This window comes from Mogibacterium diversum (assembly GCF_938028775.1).
Classification (GTDB): Bacteria; Bacillota; Clostridia; order Peptostreptococcales; family Anaerovoracaceae; genus Mogibacterium; species Mogibacterium diversum_A.
This window is the reverse complement of sequence record NZ_CALIZG010000024.1, coordinates 219,801-237,245: the sequence shown is the minus strand read 5'-3', so window position 1 is coordinate 237,245 and position 17,445 is coordinate 219,801. Positions and strand designations below refer to the sequence as shown.

General features: G+C 38.8%; 15 protein-coding genes and 1 tRNA gene. 15 read left to right on the top strand and 1 reads right to left on the bottom strand.

Annotation, left to right across the window (positions count from 1 at the left end; translation table 11 throughout):
* Positions 1–343: 343 nt before the first annotated feature.
* The 7 genes from Q7O90_RS08130 (at position 344) to tnpA (Q7O90_RS08100) (ending at position 7,873) form a co-directional block, all read left to right on the top strand.
* The gene (locus Q7O90_RS08130; protein WP_001860240.1) at positions 344–574 is read left to right on the top strand and encodes a DUF6870 family protein; all 231 of its coding nucleotides are present in this window, start codon (positions 344–346) and stop codon (positions 572–574) included.
* A gap of 142 nt (positions 575–716) precedes the next feature.
* Entirely contained in the window at positions 717–2,387 is a 1,671-nt protein-coding gene (locus tag Q7O90_RS08125; RefSeq protein ID WP_000042123.1) for a recombinase family protein, read from the top strand.
* Positions 2,388–4,070 (top strand): recombinase family protein, encoded by a 1,683-nt coding sequence (locus Q7O90_RS08120; RefSeq protein WP_000124510.1) that lies wholly within the window; start codon positions 2,388–2,390, stop codon positions 4,068–4,070.
* Position 4,071: 1 nt separating this feature from the next.
* The gene (locus Q7O90_RS08115) at positions 4,072–5,616 is read left to right on the top strand and encodes a recombinase family protein (protein WP_001098743.1); all 1,545 of its coding nucleotides are present in this window, start codon (positions 4,072–4,074) and stop codon (positions 5,614–5,616) included.
* Complete coding sequence (locus Q7O90_RS08110; protein WP_014262664.1) at positions 5,609–6,652, top strand: ORF6N domain-containing protein; 1,044 nt, start codon at positions 5,609–5,611, stop codon at positions 6,650–6,652. The genes Q7O90_RS08115 and Q7O90_RS08110 overlap by 8 nt, the downstream gene beginning before the upstream one ends.
* A 31-nt stretch (positions 6,653–6,683) precedes the next feature.
* Positions 6,684–7,142 carry an IS200/IS605 family transposase gene (gene tnpA / locus Q7O90_RS08105; protein ID WP_304129231.1) on the top strand — a complete coding sequence of 153 codons (459 nt, stop codon included), beginning with the start codon at positions 6,684–6,686 and terminating at the stop codon, positions 7,140–7,142.
* A 272-nt stretch (positions 7,143–7,414) separates the two neighbouring features.
* Entirely contained in the window at positions 7,415–7,873 is a 459-nt protein-coding gene (gene tnpA / locus Q7O90_RS08100; protein ID WP_273452191.1) for an IS200/IS605 family transposase, read from the top strand.
* A 191-nt stretch (positions 7,874–8,064) separates the two neighbouring features.
* On the opposite strand, the gene Q7O90_RS08095 is transcribed toward tnpA (Q7O90_RS08100), so the two are convergent.
* Positions 8,065–9,189, bottom strand: a complete 1,125-nt coding sequence (locus Q7O90_RS08095; RefSeq protein ID WP_304129224.1) for a 3-phosphoglycerate dehydrogenase — start codon at positions 9,187–9,189, stop codon at positions 8,065–8,067.
* 227 nt (positions 9,190–9,416) lie between these two features.
* On the opposite strand from Q7O90_RS08095, the gene serC reads away from it, so the two are divergent.
* The 8 genes from serC (at position 9,417) to tig (ending at position 17,435) form a co-directional block, all read left to right on the top strand.
* Positions 9,417–10,508, top strand: a complete 1,092-nt coding sequence (gene serC, locus Q7O90_RS08090) for a 3-phosphoserine/phosphohydroxythreonine transaminase (protein ID WP_304129223.1) — start codon at positions 9,417–9,419, stop codon at positions 10,506–10,508.
* The gene (locus Q7O90_RS08085) at positions 10,495–11,910 is read left to right on the top strand and encodes a D-alanyl-D-alanine carboxypeptidase family protein (RefSeq protein ID WP_304129221.1); all 1,416 of its coding nucleotides are present in this window, start codon (positions 10,495–10,497) and stop codon (positions 11,908–11,910) included. Before serC ends, Q7O90_RS08085 begins: the two co-directional genes overlap by 14 nt.
* Before the next feature lie 36 nt (positions 11,911–11,946).
* On the top strand, positions 11,947–13,860 hold the full coding sequence (gene uvrC / locus Q7O90_RS08080; RefSeq protein ID WP_304129219.1) for an excinuclease ABC subunit UvrC: 1,914 nt from the start codon (positions 11,947–11,949) through the stop codon (positions 13,858–13,860).
* A gap of 72 nt (positions 13,861–13,932) precedes the next feature.
* Positions 13,933–14,214: a DUF1292 domain-containing protein gene (locus tag Q7O90_RS08075; protein WP_094234034.1), complete on the top strand. Its 282-nt coding sequence runs from the start codon at positions 13,933–13,935 to the stop codon at positions 14,212–14,214.
* 127 nt (positions 14,215–14,341) lie between these two features.
* Positions 14,342–14,427, top strand: a tRNA-Leu gene (locus Q7O90_RS08070).
* Positions 14,428–14,476: 49 nt separating this feature from the next.
* Positions 14,477–15,277 (top strand): glutamate racemase, encoded by an 801-nt coding sequence (gene murI / locus Q7O90_RS08065; RefSeq protein WP_304129218.1) that lies wholly within the window; start codon positions 14,477–14,479, stop codon positions 15,275–15,277.
* 152 nt (positions 15,278–15,429) lie between these two features.
* Entirely contained in the window at positions 15,430–16,044 is a 615-nt protein-coding gene (locus Q7O90_RS08060) for a CYTH domain-containing protein (protein ID WP_287300193.1), read from the top strand.
* Positions 16,045–16,118: 74 nt separating this feature from the next.
* Entirely contained in the window at positions 16,119–17,435 is a 1,317-nt protein-coding gene (gene tig, locus Q7O90_RS08055; RefSeq protein ID WP_304129217.1) for a trigger factor, read from the top strand.
* The last annotated feature ends 10 nt before the right edge of the window (positions 17,436–17,445 follow it).

Genomic DNA, 17,445 nt, shown 5'->3' with positions numbered 1-17,445 from the left:
AATCCCTTTCAAATATTGCTCTTTGACAACTGAATAGACCAAGGTAGGACTTTATCTGCTTGTGGAGAATTATGACTTACGCCAAGACCTTTCTGCTGAGAGATTTCAGTTTTATGAATACTGGTTAAACCAAGGAAATAAGAAAGTGAGCGACAAATAAGATTACATAAAAAACAGATGTGGCAGTCTGTTCGTTGATACAGGCGGTGATAATGATACTTCAACAGTTTATGCCGGCTCGTCTTGAATAAGAGGCGGAGGTGAGATTCCTATGTTGTCAGCCAAGACACCTACCAATGTCATAAAACTTAAAAAAGAAAACAACAGGGAAAGGAGTTTTCTAATGAATGTAGAAGAATTAGCAAGATATAAAAACATGTCAGCGGAAGAGATAGACAGGAAAATTGTCCCTGATATCGAAGATATAAAAGATAAGAAAAATGCAGAGCCGCTTTCCATGTACTTTATGAAAGTCGGAAATGTCATTGTTAAATGTAGCTATGCAGAGAATGGAAGAAGTTTGGAGGATTGTTTTCTGTCATATCTAAAAAAGAAAGCAATGCTGCTTGATTAAAAATATGATAAAAGGGGCAGACTTTTTTACAAATCTATGGTATAATACTAACCAAATAGGGATACAACTTCATAAGAGCTGAAAGACTCCAAGTTATCATATTTCTCCTTAAAAAAGAATATGAAAGTTTGGAGGTTTTGTTATGTCTAAAAATAATTTAGATACAGATGTTCTCAAAGTTGCCATGTATCTCAGATTATCACAAGATGATGAAAAATATGATAAAGGCTTTAAGGTGGAAAGCAACAGCATTTCCAACCAAAGACTTCAGATTAATGACTTCATTGATAAAAATGAGGATATGGAGCTGATAGAAGAATATGTCGATGACGGATATTCAGGTATAAACTTTGAAAGACCGGCATTTAAGAAAATGATGGAAGATGTCATCACAGGGAGAATTAACTGCATTGTTGTAAAAGACTTATCCAGATTTGGCAGAGATTATATTGATAGCGGAAGATACCTGCAAAGAGTATTTCCCTCTCTTGATATAAGATTTATTGCCCTAAATGATAATTATGACAGCTATACAGCCAGTGAAACGGAAAAGAACTTGGTCATTCCGTTTAAAAGCTTCATCAATGACAATTATTGTAGGGATACTTCCGCAAAGGTCAGAAGTGTCTGCAAGGTAAAGAGAAAACAGGGACAGTTTATATCAAACTATGCTCCTTACGGCTATGAAAAAGATAAGGAAGATAAGCACAAAATAGTAATTGATAAAGAAGCGGAATATGTGGTGCGTAAAATCTTTTCAATGAAGCTTGAGGGGTACAGCTCCTACTCTATTGCCAAACACTTAAACGATAATGGAATCCCATCACCGATGGAGCATAAAAAGGCAAAGGGAATAAGGTATAAGACAGGCTTCAGCACAAAGGCGGTTGCCAAATGGGATACGCCGGCAGTTAATCGTATTTTAACCAATGAAATCTATATCGGAACACTGCAACAGGGAAAACGGGAAAAGATAAACTATAAGCTGGATAAGGTGGTTTCCAAGGATAGAAGCGATTGGATTGAAATCGAGGACAATCATGAAGCTATTATTGATATTTATGACTTTGAAATTGCCCAAAAACTTTTGAAATGTGATATAAAGGCAAAAAATGTCGGAGAGAAGGCGGATTTGTTTTCAGGTCTTTTATTTTGCAAGGACTGTAATGCTCAGATGACAAAGAAAGTCGATAAGAGAGGGAAAACTCCCACTATTTACTATATCTGCTCCCAGTACAACAAAGGAAAAGAGTGCAGCAGGCATTCAATCAAACAGGAAGAATTAAAGCTAAGCGTACTTGAGATGATTTGCCATTATATCAACTCTCTTGGGAAGTATGAAAGCATTTCAGAAGAGATAAGAGAAATGGAAGTATCTTATGAGCTTTTTCAGAAAATAGATAAAAGACAGGAGTATACCAAGAAAAGCAAGGCAAAGTTTGAACTTTTAAAATCGGCTCTGTATCAGGACTTAAAAGAAGGAATCATTTCTGAAGAAGAATTTTACGGTATGAGAGAGTTTTATACAAACCGTATCGTAGAAAGCGAACTGATTTTAGAAAAGCAGAATAAAGAAATTTCAAGACTCTATCAAAAGAGTTTGGGAAACAAAAACTTCCTGTCAGATATTAAAAAGTACAGGAATATAAGCACCTTAGAAAGAGGGCTTCTTGTAAGACTTGTCGATAAAATCTATGTTTTGGAAGAAAAAAGGATAGAAATCCATTTTAACTATGATGAAACTACAGATATACTGGATAAGTTAAGCGACTACACAAAGCAATCCTCCGAGCTGATGAAGGAGGTGGTGTAGATGGCAAGGACAGCGAACAGGCGGGCAAAAGCGGAAGAAGCTCTGTTAAGCAAAGAAAGCGGAAACAGTTTTCAAACAGCGATTTACACAAGAATATCAAGAGATAAAAAAGAAAAGCCGAGTGATTCCATTGAAAATCAAATTGCTCTTTGTGAAAGTTATATAAAGAAAAATGATGGTCATAATTTGGTTGGAATATATAAAGACATCGCAAAGACAGGGACAGAATTTGAAAGACCTGACTTTGAAAAACTTGTGGGAGAAGTAAGGACGGGAAAAGTCAACTGCATTATTGTAAAAGACCTATCCCGCTTTGGAAGAAATTATACGGAGCTTGGAAACTTCATTGAAAAGATATTTCCGTTTCTTGGAGTAAGATTTATTGCGGTTAATGACAATCTGGATACCTTTCACATGGAAGATCCCAATAAATCTCTTGAGGTAATCTTGAAGAATATTGTAAATGAAACTTATGCAAAAGACATTTCAAAGAAAGTATCAAGCTCTCATCAGATGAGGATCAAACAAGGCGGATTCATCTGTGGTGCGGCTCCTTATGGCTATACAGCAAGAAAAGATGAAGATGGAGTAAGACGGTTATATGTTGATGAAAATACAGCTTCCATCGTAAAAGAAATTTTTGATGCGTATTTGAAGGGATTTAGTACACTTGATATTTCAAAGTTACTGTTTGAAAAGAAAGTATATATAGCAACTGATTATAGGAAGTTTGGAAAAGCTAAAGCTGATGAAAATGAGCTTATAAGAGCTTGGATTCCGACAACAATATTACAAGTGCTTAAAAATCGTGTATATACAGGAACACTCATTCAAGGCAGAAATCAAAAGCATTTATTTGAAGGGAAAAAGAGAGAAAGGCTTGACGAAGAACATTGGACAATAACAGAAGATGCCCATGAAGCAATTATCTCGCTTGATACATTTGAAAAGGTACAGGAGAAAATTTCCTCAAAATCTAATTCCATTAAAAATAGCAGAAAAGAAAATAAGAATGCTAAGGATGATACAGTATTTAGAGGAAAACTATATTGTGGAATTTGTAAGAGAAAAATGAGCGTACACATGCAAAAAAGCGGTAATAAAACTGTATTTTATTTTAGCTGTAATCGGTTCAGAGAATTTACAACAGAAAAATGCGGAACATCTATTACAGAGGCTACTCTTGAAAAAACTGTTAAAGCAGCCTTTGAAGCTATTCTTTTAAGTAACAGTAAAAGTTATAAGGCTTATCTGAATGCTTATGACAATCTTAAAATAGAGATGGATAAGAAAAAGGAAAAAGAAATAACTGAAATTGAAAGAAAAATTTTAGGCTTTAGCAGACTTCAAAGTGAGTATTATGAAAAATATGTTTTGGGCAAGTGGAGTAAAGAAGATTTTGAAAGGGAAAAAGGACTTCTGGGTAAAAAGAAAGCAGAACTCGAAATCCTAAAAGAAAGACAAGTTGCTATCTTTGAAAAAGAAGTATTTGAACTTGAAGAAAGGCATAAGTACCTTACAGCACTTTTTAAAGGTAAAACAAAGAAATGGGATAAAGACTTTGTAGATAGCATCATTGATAAGATCTTTATAGGGAAAGATAACACAATAGAAATCAAATTTAATTTTGAAGAAACTCCTGTGATTACTGAAAAACTCGGTAGAAAGACAAGGAGGAGCTGATATGAATACAGTAGATTTTTATTTAAGACTTTCCTTAGAAGATGACGATTTAAAAGACGAAAGTAACAGCATTACTTCCCAAAGAGAAATCTTAAAGAACTATATCAGTTCAAGAGAAGAATTTACTGGAGTGAAGATAAGAGAACATATTGATGATGGCTATACCGGAACAAATTTTAATCGTCCTGCATTTCAAAAGATGATAGGTCTTATGAAGAAAAATGAGATAAGAACTATTCTTGTAAAGGATTTATCACGATTTGCAAGAGATTATATTGAATCCGGAGCATATATTGAGCAGATATTCCCTTTTATGCAGGTTCGTTTCATCTCTGTGAATGACAATTATGACAGTAATAACAATGAGAATGGAATCAGCAGTTTAGAAATTCCTTTTAAGAATCTTGTCTACGACTACTATTCCAAGGACATTTCACAAAAAATCAGTTCATCAGTAAGAGTAAGACAGGATAGAGGGTATTATTTCGGTTCAAAAGCACCGTATGGGTATGTAAAAGATGAAAAAGACCATCATCAGCTACTTGTCGATGATAGAGTGAGAAACATCATTGAAGAAGTCTTTGAAAGATACCTGAGTGGAGAAAGTATGCTTTCCATTTCTAAAGATTTTAATCATAGAGGTGTTCTGACGCCGGCAAAACATATAGGGCTTAAAAGAGGAAGTGGAGTATGGACAGGACAGATTATTAGATATGTTTTAACACAAAGAGTTTATACAGGAGCTGTTGTTGGTGGAAAGACAAGGGTACAGGAAGTTGGTTCTGATAATAGAAAATGGGTTGATAGCAAAGACTGGATAATTAGAGAAGATATGCACGAAGCTATTATCTCTAAAGAAGATTTTGGTAAGGTTCAGGATATGCTAAACAGCAATGCAAAACTAATCAGTAGAGAGCGGAAGCATTTTCATATTCTTCAAGACAAAGTCTATTGTGGTAAGTGCTATCATAAAATGACTTATACAGTTAATTATGGAAAAACAGATGGATATTGCTGTCCCTATCGGTACAAAGCAAAAGACTGTGGCTGCATGAAAGGGAAGATAAAAGCAGAAACACTGGAAGATATTGTTTCAGAAGAGATTAAACTTTATACAGAGAGCTTTCTTGAAAAAGAACAGACAAGAAAGATTGAGCATAAAGTTATGGAAAGCATTTGTGAAAGCCTGCTTTACAGGAAGAAAAGACTGGAAGCGGAAAAGCAAAAGATTCAGGTTTCCAAAATGCAGCTTTATGAAAGGCATAAACAGGACGAAATAGATAAGGAAGCATATTTATCAAAGAAAGAAGATTTAAGCAAAAAACTTAAAAATACAGAACAGGAAATAGCCATCATTACGGACAAGATAAAAGAAAATACATCTTCAGGACATAACCTTAATGTTGATAAGCTAAGAGAAGCGGTTACAAAAGGAGAGCTTGTTTTAGACTGGATCAACGAAGTCATAGACAGGATTTATGTTTATGGTAAAGACAAGGTGGAGATTATTTGGAAATTTGAGAAAGGGAATGGAAAAGATGGATAAAAAAGACGAAATTATGCTTGTAAGTCATGAATCCCTTGTAAAAAAGATTTATATTATTAGGGGACAAAAGGTTATGCTTGACTTTGAATTAGCCGAAATCTATGGATATGAAACAAAGCGATTTAATGAGCAGGTTAAAAGAAATATTGAGAAATTTGATGAAGACTTTATGTTTCAATTAACGGATGAGGAAGTATCTGAACTTTCAAGGTCGCAAAATGCGACCTTGAACAAGAGTGCAGGAAGAGGTAGTAATATTAAGTACAATCCTCATGCTTTTACCGAGCAGGGAATCTATATGCTGATGACAGTTCTCAAAGGAGAGCTTGCAGTCAAGCAGAGTAAAGCCTTGATTCGCACTTTCAAGCAAATGAAAGACTACATCGTAGAAAATCAAGGGTTGATTGGGAAAAGAGAGTTTTTGCAGCTTTCGATGCAGATTACAAGTAATGTCGTGGAAATGCAGGATTTAAGACGAGATTTAAGAGATGTGGAAGATCAGGTAGCAGAAGTGGTGGATACCTTAAATAATGTGGTGCATAAATCGGAGCTGTCGGAGCTGATTCTTGACCTTAGCAATCCACAGCTCAAATATGGATTTTTACTCTTGAACGGACAGCCGATCGAAGCAAATCTTGCTTATAAAGACATTTATAGCATAGCGAAAAAGAGTATCTATATCGTCGATAACTATATCGGAGTGAAAACTTTGGTCTTGCTAAAAGATGTTCCTTCATCGGTAGAAGTCATTATATTCAGCGATAACATCGGCAAAGGACTTCATACCCTTGAATATCAGGATTTCTGCCAAGAATACCCATTTAGAAAGATAACATTCCAAAAATCCAGTGGAGAGTTTCATGACAGATACATCATTATCGACTGGAATACCGAACATCAACGAATCTATCATTGTGGAGCGTCTTCCAAAGATGCAGGGCAAAGAATCACAAGCATAACGGAAGTGGTCGATCAGATGATTTATACCGACCTCATCAATAATCTCTTGAAAAATCCGGTGTTGCAGTTAAAATAGAAGTGGAAAATGGATTGGAAATTTGAAAAAAATATGTATCCAATACTTGACACAAGGGTGGAGATGTAAATATCATATAGTATTTGCACCGAAATATAGAAGAAAAGAAATATATGGGAAGTACCGAGTAGAAATAGGAAAGATGATAAGAATCCTATGCCAAAGAAAAGGAATCAACATTGTTGAGGCTGAGCTATGCCCTGACCATATACATATGCTTGTAGAAATACCACCAAAGTATTCTGTGTCGCAAATAGTAGGATATTTGAAAGGGAAAAGTTCTCTTATGATATTCGATAAATTTGCAAATTTAAAATACAGATACGGAAATAGACACTTTTGGTGCCGAGGTTACTATGTTGATACAGTAGGGAAAAACGAAAAGAAAATAGCTGAATACATACGTACACAACTTCAAGATGACATAGTAGATGATCAAATGACGTTGAAGGAGTATATTGATCCATTCACAGGAGAGAAGATGAAATAGTCCTTTAGGACTTGTAGGAAAGCACGTGCGGTTGGCGAATCTTTTCAACGCATCTTAAGATGCAGCAGGTAAAAGGCCCTTATAGGGCCAAAACAAACCACCAGCTGAGCTGGTGGTTATGATTGTATAAGTAAAACCACGCGTTGGACGCGTGGTTCCGTAAAGGCTTTGCCTATGAGCAGAAATTGAAAATGAAAAAACCTTCTGCTACACTTTGAATGCGGTCTGTCAGCTGCAAACAAAGGAACAGAAGGAGGTGCATTCACATGGGAGTGAATGACATAAATAGTTTAGCGCATTCAAAGTGGAACTGCAAATATCACATAGTTTTCGCACCCAAATATCGAAGAATGGTGTTTTATGGACAAAAGAAGCATGAAGTTGGAAAAATACTTAGAAAACTATGTGAGTGGAAAGGAGTAGAAGTTCTGAATGCGGAAGCGTGTCCAGATCATATTCATATGCTATTATCTATACCACCCAAATATTCAGTATCAAAATTCATGGGATATCTAAAAGGGAAGAGCAGTACAATGCTGTATGAACAGTTTGGGGAATTAAAGTATAAATACAGAAACCGAGAATTTTGGTGCAAAGGATATTATGTAGATACAGTAGGTAAAAATGAAGCAAGAATATCCGAGTATATATCAAAACAACTGGAAGAAGATAAAATGGGAGACCAGCTAACCATGAGCGAAGCTGGAGCATTCAGGAAAAAGAAAAAGTAGGTTAAGGCAAAACGCAACTGACAGATCGCGTTTACGCGTTCGACGCGTCCGCGAGGAGCAGAGGGCTTTGCCCGCCTACTTAACAACCACGCGTTCGACGCGTGGATGGTTTTTATCAAGTAAGTTCGTTAGTGTGATTACAGACCTCATTTCATATTCATAGCGAATCGACAGCCTGAGCACTGTATTCCCTATAGCTCGCGAACTCTGAGGATTCCTTCTCCAGATAGCTCGCCAGATGCATCTGCAGGTACGAGTGCAATCGCAGCACCATACTCTGAGCGACTCTTGCCAACGCACACGTCATCAACACTTCCATAAGCAGCTTTTACGGCAGCCTCAACATCAAGTTCTCCCTTGAATAAGATGCTAACCTTCTTAAAGCCTTCCTTAGCTGTTAGCTCAACAGCAGGGAAGTTAACAGAGTTTCTGATAGTTCCCTTCTCTAGATAATCCATGAGCTCATCAACAGCCATAGCAGCACAATTTTCTTCAGCCTCTGCTGTGGAAGCGCCGAGGTGTGGAGTAGCGATTACGCCAGTTTTGCCGATTAAATCTTCGCTTGGAAGGTCAGTCAGGTACTTTCTGAGCTTGCCAGATTCTAGTCCTGCTAGGATATCCTCGTTCACTACTAAATCAGGTCTAGCGAAGTTAAGTATAATTGCACCTTCCTTCATGTTATCTATAAGTGCTTTGTTGATCATTCCCTTAGTCTCAGGAAGTGATGGAACGTGGATAGTTATATAGTCGCAAACCTTAACCATCTCAGAGATATCGTCATACATCTCGCATGGGGCAGTGAGGATTGGGTGGATTACTACAGAGTTTCCAACGATGTTCATTCCTAGAGCATGAGCTGCATTTGCAACCTTTGCTCCGATAGCACCTAATCCGATAACTCCGAGAGTCTTGCCAGAAATCTCAGTTCCAGCGAACTGTTTCTTTCCCTTTTCTACCTGTCCAGCAACATCACCTTCGAGAGTATTTGTCCAAGCAACTCCTTCGCAGATGTTTCTAGCTCCTACGATCATTGCAGAGATTACAAGTTCCTTTACGGCATTGGAGTTTGCTCCAGGTGCATTGAATACTACGATTCCTTCATCAGCACATCTGTCTAGAGGAATGTTGTTAACTCCAGCACCAGCTCTGCCGATAGCGAGTAAATTGTCAGAGAAATCCATATCGTGCATCTTGAAGCTACGAACTACAACTCCGTGTGCTGTGTCTATATCTTCTGTCAACTCATACTTGTCTGTAAGTCTACCAAGACCTACCTGTGAAATGTTGTTGAGCGTACCGATATTAAACTTATCCATTCTTAAGTACCTCCTATTGCCTCCCGAGTTAGGGGGCGTGGTCAAAGTGTTGAAAATATAATTCGTTGAACAGCCCATTAATCACGAACTAGACGGCTTGTACACTGCCATAAGTGTTGAAAAATGCACTATTTACGATATTAAGTATAGCATTATTATTCTTTACATTCAATGTTGAAAGTGCTACAATTTTTATGTAAGTTTGAAACAAATTTGGAGGTATTTAAATGGCTACAAATGAACGTGTATTTAACTTCTCTGCAGGTCCTTCAACTCTACCTGTAGAGGTACTAGAGAAAGCTGCAGCAGAGATGCTCAACTACGATGGCACAGGCGAGTCTGTAATGGAGATGAGCCACAGATCGGCAGAGTACAAGCAGATTATTGAGGATGCTGAGAAGAATCTAAGAACTCTGATGAACATTCCTGATGATTATTATGTTCTGTTCCTTCAGGGTGGTGGAACTCTCCAGTTCTCCATGGTTCCAATTAACCTGCTAACTGGCAGCAAGAAAGCTGATTACCTCATCACAGGTAACTGGGCTAAGAAGGCTTATGAAGAAGCTACTAAGTTTGGTGATGTTAAGATTCTTGCAAGCTCTGAGGAAGATAATTACTCATATATTCCTAAGTTTAAGCCAGAGGATATCAGACCTGACGTAGACTACGTTCACATATGCTACAACAACACAATCTTCGGAACACATTGCAACGAAGTTCCTGATGTAGGTGATCATCTACTAGTTGCCGATATGTCATCTTGCATTCTTTCTGAGGAAGTTGATGTTACTAAGTTCGGTCTAATCTATGCCGGCGCGCAGAAGAATGTTGCACCTGCTGGTGTTACAATCGTAATTGTTAGAAAAGATCTCGTTGGAAAGGCACCTGCTAACACTCCAATTTATCTAGATTATGCAACTCACGCTAAGAAGGGATCGATGTACAACACGCCTCCATGCTATCCAATCTATATTGCTGGTGAAGTGTTCAAGTATCTTCTAAAAAATGGTGGTGTAAAGGCTACTCACGAGAGGGATGTTGAAAAAGCTAACCTTCTATATGGCTACCTTGATAAGAGCGAGATGTTCAAGCCATCAGTTGCTAAGGAAGACAGATCGCTGATGAACATTACTTTTGTGACTGGCAATCCAGAGCTCGACAAGAAATTTATCGCTGGCGCAAAGGAAAAGGGTATGATTAACCTTGCTGGTTATAGAACTGTTGGCGGAATGAGAGCAAGCACATACAATGCAATGCCTTTAGAAGGTGTTGAAGCTCTTGTCGCTTATATGGAAAAGTTTGAGAATGAGAACAAGTAACAAGGCTGTTAATTCAAAAAATATTAATAAAAGTTTTATGAGAATTTTGGTGACCGTCATGGTGATGCTTCTGGTGTCATCATTGATGGTCACCATCAATATTAATACAAGCTTTGCCGCTTCAAAGAAAAAAGCAAAAGCAAAGACGAGCACCATTTCTGCACCAGAGATTGAGGCAGAATCGGCGGTCGTCCTTTCGGCGTCTACGAGTGAGGTTGTTTACTCATCTCGCAAAGACAGAAAGCTCCAACCTGGGAGCACAGTGCAGCTCATGGTAGCTATGGTTGTCATCGACAACATGCATGATGATAAAGAATATAAGAACAATGTCCAGATTTCGGATGCTGTGTACAGTGCAGGCACCACATTTCCATCGGGGTCAAATGTCAAGGTCGAAGACCTCATGTACACCATGCTGATGTCAGGAGATGCGGAGTCAGCTAGAGCTTTGGCAATTTATTCAGCAGGTTCGGAGGCGAACTTCGTCGATCAGATGAATTCGAAGGCTCAGCAGCTTGGACTAGTCAATACTAGATATACGAATGCAACTGGAGAGTATGATACTGATCAGTACTCCACAGTTGAAGATACGGCAAAAATTGCCAAAGCAGCATACCAATACGGTGCCATCAAGAGAATGTCTGGCGAAAGCAGTCATACTGTCAAGGTAACAGATGGTGATGGAGATAAAAAAATTACCAATACGCACCCATTTATGACGGGAAGTGATTCCTACAAAGGGTTTAAGGGCGGTACTTACTCAAAACTGACAGAACCTGAGGGCAAAGAAGTATTCCTAGCATACGTAACTCATAACGATATGAGCCTTGTGGTTGTATTATTTGACGAAGCGGAGGGCAAGTCCGCAGAGGATGCAACTAAACTGTTCAACTATGGATTTAAAAAAGCTACCCAAAAGGTCATAATTAAGAAGGGTGTAAAAGTCGGAAGAGTCAAGGTTAAACATGGTGCAAAAACCAGGATGAAGGTTTATACATCTGGTAAGGGGTATGTCTATATTCCTCCAGAGGGGAGTGATTCTCTCGTAAAAACCGAAGCAGTTATATACAATAATGTTGAAGCACCGCTAAAATCAGGTGATAAGGTTGGAGAATACCGCATTTATGTAGCAAATGAGCTTACAGGAACGGTAGATTTAGTTGTCACTGAGGATGATAAAGTGGGGTGGTTGCCGTCTTATATATATATTTCCAATATGATGACGGTAACTATATGTGTGATACTATTCGTAATTTTTCTACTTTTAGTACGTGCTAGAAATATAAGAAGACGTAGGAAGAGATTAAGGGCTCGAAAGCATAAGGAGAAAATCCGTGAGATTGCGAGACAGAGGCTCGAAATAGAAGAGGATAGAAGAAGGCGTAACTGGACTTATAGATAAGAAAAGGGTCAGATATCATAATAGGGACAATATTCAATGTTTAACATAGAAGAGGAGCTTAAAAAATTACCCCTTTCACCAGGAGTATATATGCATAAGGATAGCCTTGGTAACGTAATTTACGTTGGCAAGGCTATTAAGTTAAGAAATCGTGTTTCGCAGTATTTTCATAAATCCTCACAGCAATCACCTAAGGTGCGTGCTATGGTAGATAACATCGCGGAATTCGACTATATTACATGTGCTACGGAGATGGAGGCACTGATTTTAGAGTGCAATCTCATCAAGAAGTACATGCCGAAGTATAATATCCTGCTCAAAGATGGAAAGACATACCCCTATATAGAGGTTACTGTTAGTGAGGAGTTCCCGCGCGTTATCAGGACGAGGGAAGTAAAGAGAGATGGTAATAAGTATTTCGGACCGTATTCAGATAGCGGGGCTGTTACAAAGATTATAAAGCTGATCGATGAGATTTATCCTATCAAGAAATGTAAGACTAAAGAGTTCCCGGCAAACTTCCGTCCGTGTTTAAACTATCACATCGGGAAATGTAAAGGTATTTGCATAAATGCTGTAGATAAGACCGAGTATGATGAGATGATAGATAGTATTCTCAAGATTCTAAATGGTAAGGATGCTAAACTTCTCAAGGAGCTTAAAGAGAAGATGATGTCAGCCTCTGACAAAATGGAGTATGAGGAAGCAGCTAAATACAGGGATTATATAAATGCCTTTAAAGCACTTGGAGAAACGCAGAGAGCAACTATGGCTACGGATAGAGACATAGATGTACTACTGCCGCTAATTACTCAGAACAGTGAAATTATCGCTCAATACAAGGTACGAGAAGGTAAACTCATAGGGCGCGAGATTCACTATATGAATGAACATGATTCTGACCTAAGCAGTGCAAGAAGTGAAATGATTTCTGCTTTTATAAAGCAGTACTACACGGGAAGCACCAAGCTGCCTAAAGAGATTTTGCTCACGGAGCATATCGATGAAGAAGAGCTCGTCATAGGCCTTCTCAACAACACGAATGAAGAGAATGCAAAGGCGAAGAGTGATACTATGCATCACACCAAGATAATCGTTCCGGAGCGTGGTGAAAAGAAGGCGATTCTTAATCTTGCGATAAATGATTCTTTGCAGGTTATAAAGGGTCTAGATGAAAGAGCAGGGCGCGATGCCGAGAAGAAAGATAAACTTAGAGATGAGATTACGAGGCTAATTAAGAAGGCAGCACAAGTTGAAGGCGTAATTCCGTATATCATTGAAGATGGAGATGATCGAGAATATAGAGTCGAAGCCTATGATATATCTAATATGAACGGCCTAGACACTGTCGGTGCGATGGTTGTATATGAAGGTGCAAAGCCGATTAGAAATGATTATCGAAAGTTTAAAATCAAGAGTGAAGATGCTGAGGGAGACGACTATGCGTCGCTGCAGGAGGTTATCTATAGACGATTAAAGCGTGCAAAAGATGGTGACGCAGGATTTAGCACATATCCGGATATACTATTCATAGATGGAGGCCTCGGGCAGGTGCATGCGGTACAGAAGGTTGTCTCTGCACTACGTATGTCGATTCCTGTAGTGGGTCTTGCAAAGAATGATGTTCACAGGACTAGAGCTATTGTTTTTGGCGATGGTTCGGAGATTGAACTCGAAGGAGAGCCACTTCTATATAGTTACTGCGGCCGCATACAGGAGGAAGTTCACAGATTTGCGATAACTTTCCAGCGAGGTCGTAGAACATCTGCGATGACGAAGTCGGCTTTAGAAGAAATTCCAGGAATTGGACCATCTAGACGAAGGGAGTTGCTAAAGCATTTCAAGGATATGGAATCGATAAAACGTGCGAGCTATGAAGAACTTCTCGCTTGCGATACGATTAACAGCAGGGCTGCGGAGAGTATAATCGAATACTTTAGCAAGAAATAGTGGAAATGCATTGATAAATGAACATATTAATGTTATATTAACCTAACACAGATAGAGAAAAGGAGAGTAACTATGTCTCAGGAAGAACGTAACATGATTGAAGAAGAAGAGGATATAATCACTCTAGAATTTGACGACGGAACTGCAGTTGATTGTGATGTTCTAGGAACATTTGAAGCTGATTCCAAGGAGTATATTGCTCTTGCCCCAATTGATGGAACTGATGATGTATACATCTACGGATATAAGGATATCGATGCTGATACATTTGATATCGTAGATATCGATGATGAGGAAGAGTTCAATACTGCTGTGAAGGCTTTTGAAGCAGCAATGGCAGAGGAAGACGAATAATATACCTGATAGATTATATCGCCGCGCTGATTTTCTCAGCGCGGTTTTGCTGTGAGTATTTTATATTTACATTTTTTTTTAATTATTGTATAATATCGCTTGTCTATTTCAGTTTAAAACTGCATGAGCGGATGTGGCGGAATTGGCAGACGCGCACGGTTCAGGTCCGTGTGACGAACAGTCATGAGGGTTCGAGTCCCTCCATCCGCACCACGTGAGCGAGGTTTATATGTAACCTCGCTTTTTTGTTAAGGAGAGGGAGATGGATAATAGAGCAATAGGATTCTTTGATTCTGGGCTTGGTGGCCTGACTAGCGTGCCAGTTCTTAAGTGCGCCCTTCCAAATGAAAAAGTATTATATTTTGGCGATACTGCGAGGACTCCGTATGGTTCAAAGTCACCAGAGACAGTTTGCAAGTTCTCTGCACAGATAGTTGACTATCTGGTTAGCAAGAACGTTAAGCTGATTGTAATCGCCTGCAATACTGTTACGGCAATGGCGCTTGATATGCTGAGAAAAAGGCATCCTGAAGTTCCAATTGTCGGGGTAATAGATCCGACAGCTAGACGTGTAGCCGCAGATAACGCTCCCAATGTAGGGATTATCGGAACAAAGGTGACGATAGAGAGTGGGGTCTATGCCGAGAGAATTCATGAACTTAATCCAAATATCAACACATTTAGTCTAGCATGTCCGGCTTTTGTGCCGCTGATTGAAGAAGGAATTATTGATAATGAGATAATGAATCTTACAATTAAGTATTACATGGATGATTTTGTAAAGAAAAATCAGCTAGATAGTCTGATTCTCGGGTGCACTCATTATCCGCTTATTGCACTCAATATAAGTAGGCTTTATCCGAAGCTAAGGCTATATAATTCTTCAGCTGAGGTTATAAGCGATGTGGTGGACATACTGACAGAAAGGGATATGTTGGCAGAAGAAAATGACTTCCCAGATAGATTCTATGCCAGTGACCTCTCGGAAAACTTCATAAGAATGACAGATACGCTATTTGAAGGGTATGATACAAAAATTAAATTAAAGAAATTGGACGAATAATACCGCAAAAGCGGTATTTTTTATGTTAAAAGTGTGTAGAAATGCTCAAAAGTGGGTGCTGAAGTGGCTCTCGCATTGACAAAATCAACGGTTTTATGTAAAATCAATTGATATTACGAAAAATGCCGTACTAGCGGCTATTGGGAGTTTATATGGAAACAGAGTTTAAATTTTGTATTGATGACACGTCTCTTGTAGATAAAATTTTAAATGATTCAATGCTTGATGATTATGTTGATCGCAATGCATTAGAAGTAATCGACATGAAGGCGGTTTATTTTGATACGGACGATCTTGATCTTCGTAAAGCGGGGATCGCCTATAGGGTTAGATATGAGAACGACCGCATTACTGCTACAGTGAAGTGGGATAACAAGGTTGAAGATGGACTTCACTCTAGAGAAGAGTTCAATTTAGTAATCAACGATGAAAGGTTCGCTATGGAGCCTGACATTGAAGCCTTCGAGTCAAGTGAAGCATATGATGTGCTTATCAAGGCAGCAGGAAGCAAGAAGTTGAAAGAAGTTATGAAGATGGATTTCACACGTGAACTGCTTAAAATCGACACAGGTGATTCCATAAGCGCTCTCTCTTTTGACATCGGCACTGTTCATGGTGAATCGGGAGACGTTCCTATTTCAGAGATGGAACTCGAATGGTACCACGGAAGTGAAGAAGATTTTAAGTATATTGCTAGTAAACTGGCTGAGAAGTACAATCTTAAAGCGGAGAATATCTCAAAGCTTCAGAAGGGCTTTGCAGAATAGAATATGAAGACTACACATGTATAACATAATATCAACATTAATTATTTAAGGAACAAAATTTAGGAGGATATATAATGAACACTAATCTGATCTCAAAGGAAAATAACATCGCTAAATTCACCCTCGTATTCACCGCTGACGAGTTCGAGGATGCTATCGTAGATGCATACAAGAAGAACAAGGACAAGTTCTCTATTGATGGATTCCGTAAGGGCAAGGCGCCTAGAAAGATTATCGAGAATAACTACGGCGAGGATATTTTCTATGATGAGGCTTTAAATGGTCTGCTCAACAAGGCTTATCCAGAAGCAGTAGTAGAACTTGACCTTGAGGTTGTTGCTAATCCACAGCTTGAGGTTGGAGAGGTTAAGAAGGGTGAAGACGTAACAGTTACTGCAACTGTTCAGCTCTTCCCAGAGGTTGAAGTAAAGAATTACAAGAATCTGGAGGTAACAAAGGTTGCATCAGAGGTTACTGATGCAGATGTTGATGCAGATCTAGAGAGAATTCAGAAGAGCCAGGCTAGACTTGAGACAGTTGAAGGTCGCAAGACTCAGGATGGTGATACAGTTGTTATCGATTTTGATGGATCCATCGATGGAAAGCATTTTGATGGTGGAAAGGCTGAGAACTTTGAACTTAAGCTAGGTTCTGGACAGTTTATCCCAGGCTTTGAAGATCAGCTAATCGGCAAGGACGCTGGTGAGGAAGTAGAAGTTAGAGTTACATTCCCAGAGAACTATAATGCAAAGGATCTCGCAGGCAAGGATGCTCTATTTGAGACAAAAATTCACGAGATAAAGGTAGAAGTTCTCCCTGAAATTGACGATGATCTAGCTAGTGATGTAAGCGAGTTTGAGACACTAGCAGAACTAAAGGCTGACGTAAAGAAGAATCTTGAAAAGAATGCAAAGGATAGAGACGAAGCTCAGATGAAGAACGAGCTTCTAGATAAGCTTTGTGAAGTAAATGAAGTTGAAGTTCCTGCAGCAATGGTAGAAGAAGAAATCGATAGAATGGTTAACGAGATGAATCAGCAGCTCGCTTACCAGGGACTATCTCTTGAACAGTACATGCAGCTTCTCGGACAGACAATTAATGATGTAAGAGAGGGAGCAAGAGAGGATGCTAAGAAGAGAGTTGCTATGAGAATTCTCATCAGAGCAGTTGTTGCCAAGGAGGGTATCGAGGCTACCGAGGCTGAGCTAGAGGAAGAACTACAGAAGTTCGCGGAGCAGTATGGACAGTCTATCGATCAGGTTAAAAAGGTTATGGGTGAAGAAAATCTCAGATTCTTCGCTGAAGATGTAAAGACACGCAAGGCTATCGATTTCATGTTCGATAACGCTAAGCTAGTTGAAAAGAAGGAAGAGGCAGAGGAGAGCAAGTAGGCTCTCAGTC

Coding starts and splice junctions, on each gene's coding strand:
- Q7O90_RS08130 (WP_001860240.1), top strand. CDS start 344: ATGAATGTAGAAGAATTAGCAAGATATAAAAACATGTCAGCGGAAGAG.
- Q7O90_RS08125 (WP_000042123.1), top strand. CDS start 717: ATGTCTAAAAATAATTTAGATACAGATGTTCTCAAAGTTGCCATGTAT.
- Q7O90_RS08120 (WP_000124510.1), top strand. CDS start 2,388: ATGGCAAGGACAGCGAACAGGCGGGCAAAAGCGGAAGAAGCTCTGTTA.
- Q7O90_RS08115 (WP_001098743.1), top strand. CDS start 4,072: ATGAATACAGTAGATTTTTATTTAAGACTTTCCTTAGAAGATGACGAT.
- Q7O90_RS08110 (WP_014262664.1), top strand. CDS start 5,609: ATGGATAAAAAAGACGAAATTATGCTTGTAAGTCATGAATCCCTTGTA.
- Q7O90_RS08095 (WP_304129224.1), bottom strand. CDS start 9,189: ATGGATAAGTTTAATATCGGTACGCTCAACAACATTTCACAGGTAGGT.
- serC (WP_304129223.1), top strand. CDS start 9,417: ATGGCTACAAATGAACGTGTATTTAACTTCTCTGCAGGTCCTTCAACT.
- Q7O90_RS08085 (WP_304129221.1), top strand. CDS start 10,495: ATGAGAACAAGTAACAAGGCTGTTAATTCAAAAAATATTAATAAAAGT.
- uvrC (WP_304129219.1), top strand. CDS start 11,947: ATGTTTAACATAGAAGAGGAGCTTAAAAAATTACCCCTTTCACCAGGA.
- Q7O90_RS08075 (WP_094234034.1), top strand. CDS start 13,933: ATGTCTCAGGAAGAACGTAACATGATTGAAGAAGAAGAGGATATAATC.
- murI (WP_304129218.1), top strand. CDS start 14,477: ATGGATAATAGAGCAATAGGATTCTTTGATTCTGGGCTTGGTGGCCTG.
- Q7O90_RS08060 (WP_287300193.1), top strand. CDS start 15,430: ATGGAAACAGAGTTTAAATTTTGTATTGATGACACGTCTCTTGTAGAT.
- tig (WP_304129217.1), top strand. CDS start 16,119: ATGAACACTAATCTGATCTCAAAGGAAAATAACATCGCTAAATTCACC.